This window comes from Pseudomonas sp. PDM18, assembly GCF_014852585.1.
Classification (GTDB): Bacteria; Pseudomonadota; Gammaproteobacteria; order Pseudomonadales; family Pseudomonadaceae; genus Pseudomonas.
The window spans coordinates 1-255 of record NZ_JACVBX010000058.1 but is presented as its reverse complement, the minus strand read 5'-3'; the positions used below and the strand labels follow the sequence as shown (position 1 = coordinate 255).

Here is a 255-nt window from a genome sequence, read left to right as displayed (position 1 = left end):
CTTCCTCGGCTTTGGCGGCGGTGATGGCGGTGTCTTTGGCAGCAGCACCATCGGCGCGATCTTCAGTGCCGCCCGCGAGGGAGACGAGCAGGCGTTGTCGGCGTTCGGTCAGCGCCAGGGAGATATCGCTCAGGGGCTGCGGGGCGTATTCGGTTCTGCCGGCCTCGGCCAGCAATTGCAGGAAATGAATCAGCGCGAGCAGCGCCAGGTCACCGACCTGGCGCGGGCTTTCGGCGAGCTGGGCCAGGAACGGCC

The 255-nt window shown here is 67.5% G+C and carries 1 protein-coding gene; it reads right to left on the bottom strand.

Translation table 11 applies throughout. The annotated features are described in order from the left end of the window. Nucleotides 1-255: hypothetical protein (locus tag IB274_RS29535; protein ID WP_192436306.1), on the bottom strand; the 255-nt coding region annotated here is incomplete at both ends.